The 6277-nt window shown below is 68.4% G+C and carries 8 protein-coding genes; 1 reads left to right on the top strand and 7 read right to left on the bottom strand.

Features of this window, described 5'->3' with window-relative positions:
- The first annotated feature begins 221 nt into the window (after positions 1-221).
- On the top strand, positions 222-761 hold the full coding sequence (locus ACODS2_RS22635; protein WP_489000749.1) for a hypothetical protein: 540 nt from the start codon (positions 222-224) through the stop codon (positions 759-761).
- Positions 762-765: 4 nt separating this feature from the next.
- Here ACODS2_RS22635 and ACODS2_RS22640 read toward each other — a convergent pair whose 3' ends face one another.
- From ACODS2_RS22640 to thrC, 7 genes are all read right to left on the bottom strand, one after another.
- Positions 766-1215 carry a molybdenum cofactor biosynthesis protein MoaE gene (locus tag ACODS2_RS22640; RefSeq protein ID WP_489000750.1) on the bottom strand — a complete coding sequence of 150 codons (450 nt, stop codon included), beginning with the start codon at positions 1213-1215 and terminating at the stop codon, positions 766-768.
- 1 nt (position 1216) lies between these two features.
- Positions 1217-1456, bottom strand: a complete 240-nt coding sequence (locus ACODS2_RS22645) for a MoaD/ThiS family protein (RefSeq protein WP_298164951.1) — start codon at positions 1454-1456, stop codon at positions 1217-1219.
- A 1-nt stretch (position 1457) separates the two neighbouring features.
- Entirely contained in the window at positions 1458-2480 is a 1023-nt protein-coding gene (gene moaA / locus ACODS2_RS22650; RefSeq protein ID WP_489000751.1) for a GTP 3',8-cyclase MoaA, read from the bottom strand.
- Positions 2477-3244 carry an SDR family oxidoreductase gene (locus ACODS2_RS22655; RefSeq protein WP_489000752.1) on the bottom strand — a complete coding sequence of 256 codons (768 nt, stop codon included), beginning with the start codon at positions 3242-3244 and terminating at the stop codon, positions 2477-2479. The genes moaA and ACODS2_RS22655 overlap by 4 nt, the downstream gene beginning before the upstream one ends.
- Positions 3244-3618: a dihydroneopterin aldolase gene (locus ACODS2_RS22660; protein WP_298164958.1), complete on the bottom strand. Its 375-nt coding sequence runs from the start codon at positions 3616-3618 to the stop codon at positions 3244-3246. Before ACODS2_RS22660 ends, ACODS2_RS22655 begins: the two co-directional genes overlap by 1 nt.
- 71 nt (positions 3619-3689) lie before the next feature.
- Positions 3690-4553 (bottom strand): RsmD family RNA methyltransferase, encoded by an 864-nt coding sequence (locus ACODS2_RS22665; protein WP_489000758.1) that lies wholly within the window; start codon positions 4551-4553, stop codon positions 3690-3692.
- A 31-nt stretch (positions 4554-4584) separates the two neighbouring features.
- Complete coding sequence (gene thrC / locus ACODS2_RS22670) at positions 4585-6003, bottom strand: threonine synthase (RefSeq protein ID WP_489000753.1); 1419 nt, start codon at positions 6001-6003, stop codon at positions 4585-4587.
- Positions 6004-6277: the final 274 nt, after the last annotated feature.

Consider the following 6277-nt stretch of genomic DNA (forward strand, 5'->3'; position numbering starts at 1 on the left):
TTCCTGCTATCCGTTTCAAGTGTCTGGCCGCCCGATGGACCCGCAAAATGCGCACCATCAACCGGCATGGCCGAATCTCCGCACGATTGCGGAGGCCCGGAAAGAGTGGCGCGGTTAATCGAACGAGGGCCCCATGTCAACGCTGCAGGGAGGCGAATTGCGCGTCTGACACGCTGCAGGCCCTGCTTCCCCGCCCCGGCAAAAGCTTCTATGGCCCGGGTATGGCATTCCTGTCCATCCGTCTTGCCGCGCCGGCCCTCGCCCTTCTCGCGCTCAGCGCCTGCAATGCGGACCGCGCCCGCTTTCCCTCGCTGGCGATTCGCCCGGCGGAGCGCGCCTATGGCACCGGGCAGCCGGTGGAGCCCGCCGCAAGCCTGCCGCTGACCACCCAGCTTCCCGCCGGCGCCGATCTCCCCGCCCGCGTCGCCGCGCTGCGCGATGCGGCCCGCGCCGCTCACAGCCGCTTCCTCGAACGGCAGGGCGCCGCCAGCCGCCTGATCGCAGCGGCCAAGGGCGCCGCCCCCGGCACCGAGGCCTGGAGCAGCGCCGCCATCGCCCTCGCCAGCCTCACCTCGGCGCGCGGCGAGGGCATGGTTGCGCTCGCGGATCTCGACCGGCTGCTGATCGCCGCGACCGAAAAGGCGGCCACCGGCCCTGATGCCGATCTGAAGATCGTCGATCCCGCACACCGCGAAGTCGCCGGGCTCCTCGCCGAGGAAGACCGCGCGGTTGCCACGCTGGGCGGCGCGCTCGGCGGCTAGTTTCCTACCAGCGCGCCAGATCGCGGTGGTCGTCGGGCCGGGGCTCGATCCAGCGCCAGCCGCGCGCGGTTTTCTCGCGTTTCCAGAACCAGCTCTGACTCTTGAGGTGGTCCATCGCGAAATCGGCGGCGGCAAAGGCATCGCGGCGATGGCGCGCAGCGGCGGCAACCAGCACGATCGGATCGCCGGGGTGCATCACCCCGTAGCGGTGGATGACAAGCAGCCCATCGAGCGCCCAGCGTGCGCGGGTGGCGGCAGCGAGCGCCTCCATGCCGGCTAGCGTCATCGCGGCGTAGTGCTTAAGCTCCAGCGCCTCGACCGCATTGGGGCCGCCTTCACAGCGGACCTGACCTAGGAAGCTGACGATGCCGCCCGCCTCAGGGTGCGAGGCGGTAAATGCGGCAAGCGCGTCCGTCGGCGAGAAGCCTTCGCCCAAAAGGCGGACGTCGGCCACCTCAGCCCCCGCTGACGGGCGGCAGGAAGGCGAGCTCATCGCCTTCGGCCAAAATCACGCCGCCGCCATCGCCGAGCAGCGCGCCGTTCAAGGCCATACGCACCCGCTCGCCCAGCAATTCGATGGCGAGCGCGGGATCGAGCGCGGCGAGCACTTGCTCGAGCGGACCGGGGTTCACCGCAAGCTCGCCCATGCCGGCGATGTCCTCCAGCCGGCCCAAGAACACCAGTCTTGCCGACATCCTAGCCGCCGGTCATCGACATGTGGCGCGCCAGCGCGGGCGCCGCGCCGGGGCGATCGATCACGAAGCCGTGGCGTTCGGGTTTCTCGCCCATCGCGCGGGCAAAGGCTTCATTGAGCGCCGCTTCGGGATGCTCGGACCGCAGCGCGGCGCGCAAGTCCACTTTGCCTTCGCCGCCGAGGCACATGAAGAGCTGCCCGGTCGCGGTCACGCGCACGCGGTTGCAGCCCTCGCAGAAATTCCCGGTGAGCGGCGTGATGAAGCCCAGCCGCCCGCCCGTCTCGGCAATATCGACATAGCGTGCCGGCCCGCCGGTGCGCGCATCACTCCCCGTCAGCGTCCAGCGCGATTCGAGATCGCGGCGCACCGCATCCAAAGGCAGATAGTGATCGAAGCGGTCGCCCTCGACCTCACCGAGCGGCATGACCTCGATCAGCGTGACCGAATGGCCTTCACCATGCGCCCAGGCGATGAGATCGGGCAGATCGTGCTCGTTGATGCCCTTGAGCGCCACGGCATTGAGCTTGATCCGGATGCCCGCCGCCTTGGCTGCGGCAATGCCCTCCAGCACTTGCGGCAGACTGTCGCGCCGGGTCAGCTCGGCGAACTTCGTGCGGTCCAGCGTATCGAGCGAGACGTTGATGCGCTTCACGCCCGCCGCCGCCAGATCATCGGCGAATTCGGCGAGCCGCGTGCCGTTGGTGGTCAGCGTCAGTTCGTCGAGGCTTCCCCCCTCTTCGTTGGTGCCGATCTTGCGGCCGAGCGCGCGGACCAGCTGCATCATGTCGCGCCGCACCAGCGGCTCGCCGCCGGTCAGCCGGATCTTGCGCACCCCGCGCGCGATGAAGGCCAGCGCCACCTCGTGCAGCTCTTCCAGCGTCAGCACCTCGGCGCGCGGCAGGAAGGTCATGCGTTCGGGCATGCAATAGGAACAGCGCAAGTCGCAGCGGTCTGTCAGCGAGAGCCGCAGATAGGTGATGCGGCGCGCGAAGCGGTCAACCAGAGGTGCGACAGTGGTGCTCATGTCTCAAGGTATACGAAGTCTCGCGCAAAAGATTCAAGGTGCGCGCCCCCATCAACAAAAATAGTCTGTCCGGTGACGGCACGCGCCTGCGCGAGGAACAACACCGCCTCAGCAATCTCGCCCGGGCTGGCGAGTCGTTCGAGCGGCATCAGCGCGGTGAGGCGCAGCCATTGCTCTTCGGTGTAGTCCGGCGTCGGCAGGGTGAGCCCCGGCGCCACGGCATTGACCCGCACGCGCGGCGCAAGACTGCGCGCCAGCGTGCGCACCGCGGCATGCAGCGCCTGCTTGGATAGCGTGTAGCTCAGCTGATCGGGCACCGGATTGAGCACGCGCTGGTCGAGGATATGGACGACCGCCGCATCGCCCACAGCCAAGTCGGCAAGCGCGCGGGTGAGCAGCACCGGCGCGGCAAGGTTCACCGCCAAATGCTCCTCGAGCATCCCGGCGGTCACCGTGGCGACCGTATCCTCGCGAAACAGCGCTGCGCAATTGACCAGCAGCGTCGGTGCCCGCCCGGCCAGCGCCATGGCCTGAGCCGGCATCCGCGTTACGGCCTCGGCGTCGGCAAGGTCCGCCGCCAAGGGATGGACAGCCGCGCCCAACCGCGCGAGTTCGTCTGCAAAGCCCTGATCGAAAGTCGCGGCGCTATGCGCGTGAAGCGCCAGATCCCAGCCCGCCACGGCCAGCGTGCGGGCAATCGCTGCACCGATGCGCCGCCATCCCCCGGTGACCAGCGCAAGCGGGCGGGCGGACGGCGCCGCCATCAATCGCGCCGGTGCCGGGTCAGCGTCATGCCGATCTCCTCGCCGCGCTCGCTGATCGCAAGCTTGACGATCTTGACCGTGACGCGCGTCACGCGGCTATCCTGCAGGAACAGCGTCTCGCAGATGTGGTCAGCCACCGATTCGATCAGCTGGAAATGCACACCCTGCGGCAGGCCCTCGGTCGCCGCGTGCTTCAGGTCCATGTAGTTCTTGCTCGCCGTCAGCGGGCAATCGGGGGTGTAGCGGTCCTGCGCGGTGAGCGCGGCCGAAATCGAGATGCGCAGCGGCTGCGGCCGCCCGGTCTCCTCGGAATAGATCCCGGTGAGCACATCGCTTTCGATGTTGGCGACTTCAAGGATGAGGCTGTCGTTCACGGGCCGCGCCTCTGGCACCCCGCCGCCCCCTTGTCCAGTGCCGGTGGTCGCGATGCCCGCCCCAGATTTTCTTATGTTTCAGGATTGGACCAGCGCGCGAAGATTGCGGTGGGCAGGATGCGCCCGCTTTCACCTTCCTCGGCGAGCGCCAGTTCGCCGTGCTCGACTGTGCCCGGCAGCCCCGCCAGCGCCTCTGCCAGCAGCCCGCCAATAGCGAGCGAGGACATGCGCACGGCATAGACGGTGAGGAACAGGAACCGGCTGTCCGCATCCAGCAGCCGCGCACAATCGGCGATCAGGGTCGGCAGGTTCTCCTCCAGCCGCCAGACCTCGCCATCCGGCCCCCGCCCGAACTTGGGCGGATCGAGGATGATCCCGTCATAACGCTTGCCCCGCCGCACCTCGCGCGCGGCAAACTTGGCCGCATCGTCGACAATCCAGCGCACCGGCCGGTCCTCCAGCCCCGCCACCGCAGCATTGGCCCGCGCCTGCGCCACCGCCTTCTTCGAGGCATCGACATGCGTGACCGGCCCGAAGCGCGAGAGCGCCATGGTGCCGACGCCGGTATAGCCGAACATGTTGAGCGTGGACGCATCCAGACGGCCGTCCAGTTGCTCGCCCATCCAGTCCCACACCGGCGCCATATCGGGAAAGAAGCCGAGGTGGCGAAACGGCGTGCACTGCGCGGTAAAGCCGATCCCAGCCCAATCAAGCGGCCAGCCCTCGCGCGGCACAGGCTTGGCATACGTCCAGCGCCCGCCGCCGTCCTCGTCGGACCCCGGCACGAATTCGCCATGCGCATCCCACACCGCCACGCGCGGTGCCCACAAGGCCTGCGGTTCCGGGCGAATGAAGCGATAGGGGCCGTAGCGTTCGAGCTTGCGCCCGTCACCGCTGTCGATCAGGCCGAACTGGTCCCAGCCCGCCCCGACCATGAGCTTTGCCTGAAGATCGAGGTTGGCCACCTCAGCCGGCTCCCAGAACGTCCTTGGGCGTGGCGCGCTCGGCAATCCACGCGGCGACGGTGTCATAGTCGCCCGGCAGGCGCGTATAGGCCTCCTCGCGCTCGAACAGATCGCCCACCCGCCCGGGCAGCGATGGCCGCACGCCGGTTGCGCGCTCCACCGCATCGCCGAACTTGACCGGATGTGCCGTCGCCAGCGTCACCACCGGAACATCGGCAGGAAGCCCGGCGGCCACCCGCGCGGCATGCAGGCCGATTGCGGTATGCGGATCGAGCACTTCGTCGCAAGCCTCGTGCGCCCAGCGCATGGCCTTGGCCATTTCCACCTGATCCGCGCGCGCGCTGGTAAACAGCCCGGCCGCCGCCTCCCGCTGCGAATTGGTCAGCTGCATCGCCTTGGTCGTCTCGAACTGCTTCATCTGCGCCAGCAAGGCTGCACCGTCGCGCCCGCCCGCATCGTAAAGCAGCCGCTCGAAGTTCGAGGAGACCTGGATATCCATCGAAGGGGCCGAGGTCGCCGTCACCGTCCCAGCAGAATAGTCGCCGTTCGACAACGCGCGGTGGAGGATATCGTTGATGTTGGTGGCGACGATCAGCCGTTCGATGGGGAGGCCCATCTGCGCGGCGACATAGCCTGCAAACACATCGCCGAAATTGCCGGTCGGCACGCTGAAGGCGGCCTTGCGCTGCGGCGCGCCAAGCTGCAGCGCGGCAGCGAAGTAGTAGACCACTTGCGCCATCAGCCGCGCCCAGTTGATCGAATTGACCGCCGCGATGCCGAAGCGGCTGGTCATCGCATTGTCGTTGAACATGCGCTTCACCATCGCCTGCGCATCATCGAAGCTGCCGTCGATGGCGATGTTGTGCACATTGGGCGCGAGCACCGTGGTCATCTGCCGCCGCTGCACATCGGAAACCCGGCCATGCGGGTGGATCATGAAGATATCCACTTTCGCGCGCCCCGCGACCGCGTCGATGGCCGCCGAGCCCGTATCGCCGGACGTCGCGCCGACGATGGTCAGGTGATCGTCGCGGCGGCCTAGGAACTCCTCGAAGAGCAGGCCAAGCAGCTGCAGCGCGACGTCCTTGAACGCCAGAGTCGGGCCGTGGAACAGCTCGAGCAGCCACTGCCGTTCATCAAGCTGCACCAATGGCGTGACGGCGGCATGGGCAAACCGGCCATAAGCCTCGCGCGTCAGCTCCTGCAGTCGCTCCGGCGCGATACAGTCGCCGACGAAGGGCTGCATGACCTTCGCGGCGAGCTCCGCATAGGGCAGCCCGGCCATCGCGGCGATCTCGTCATGGGTGAAGGTCGGCCAGCGCTCGGGCACGTAGAGCCCACCGTCGGAGGCGAGGCCGGCGAGGGTCACGCCCTCGAAATCGAGCGAGGGCGCCTGGCCCCGGGTGCTGACGTACTTCATGGCGCTGCCGGTTAGCGGGCGGGGGCGCGGGGCGCAAGGATTTGGGGCAATGTGCGGGCCGCTTGCGGATTTGGCATCGTCCCGTTGGTCACTCCGCAACCCTTCGTCATCCCCGCGCAGGCGGGGATCTAGGGCGAGGAAGTGCTGCAGCCGCTCTGGATCCCCGCCTGCGCGGGGATGACGAAGGGTTGAGGGGCGGTGAGGTTCTGAGACCCCTCCCGGGGGGGGGGGGGGGGGGGGGGGGGGGGGGGGGGGGGGGGGGGGGGGGGGGGGG

It is taken from the genome of Novosphingobium sp. FG137, from assembly GCF_057809735.1.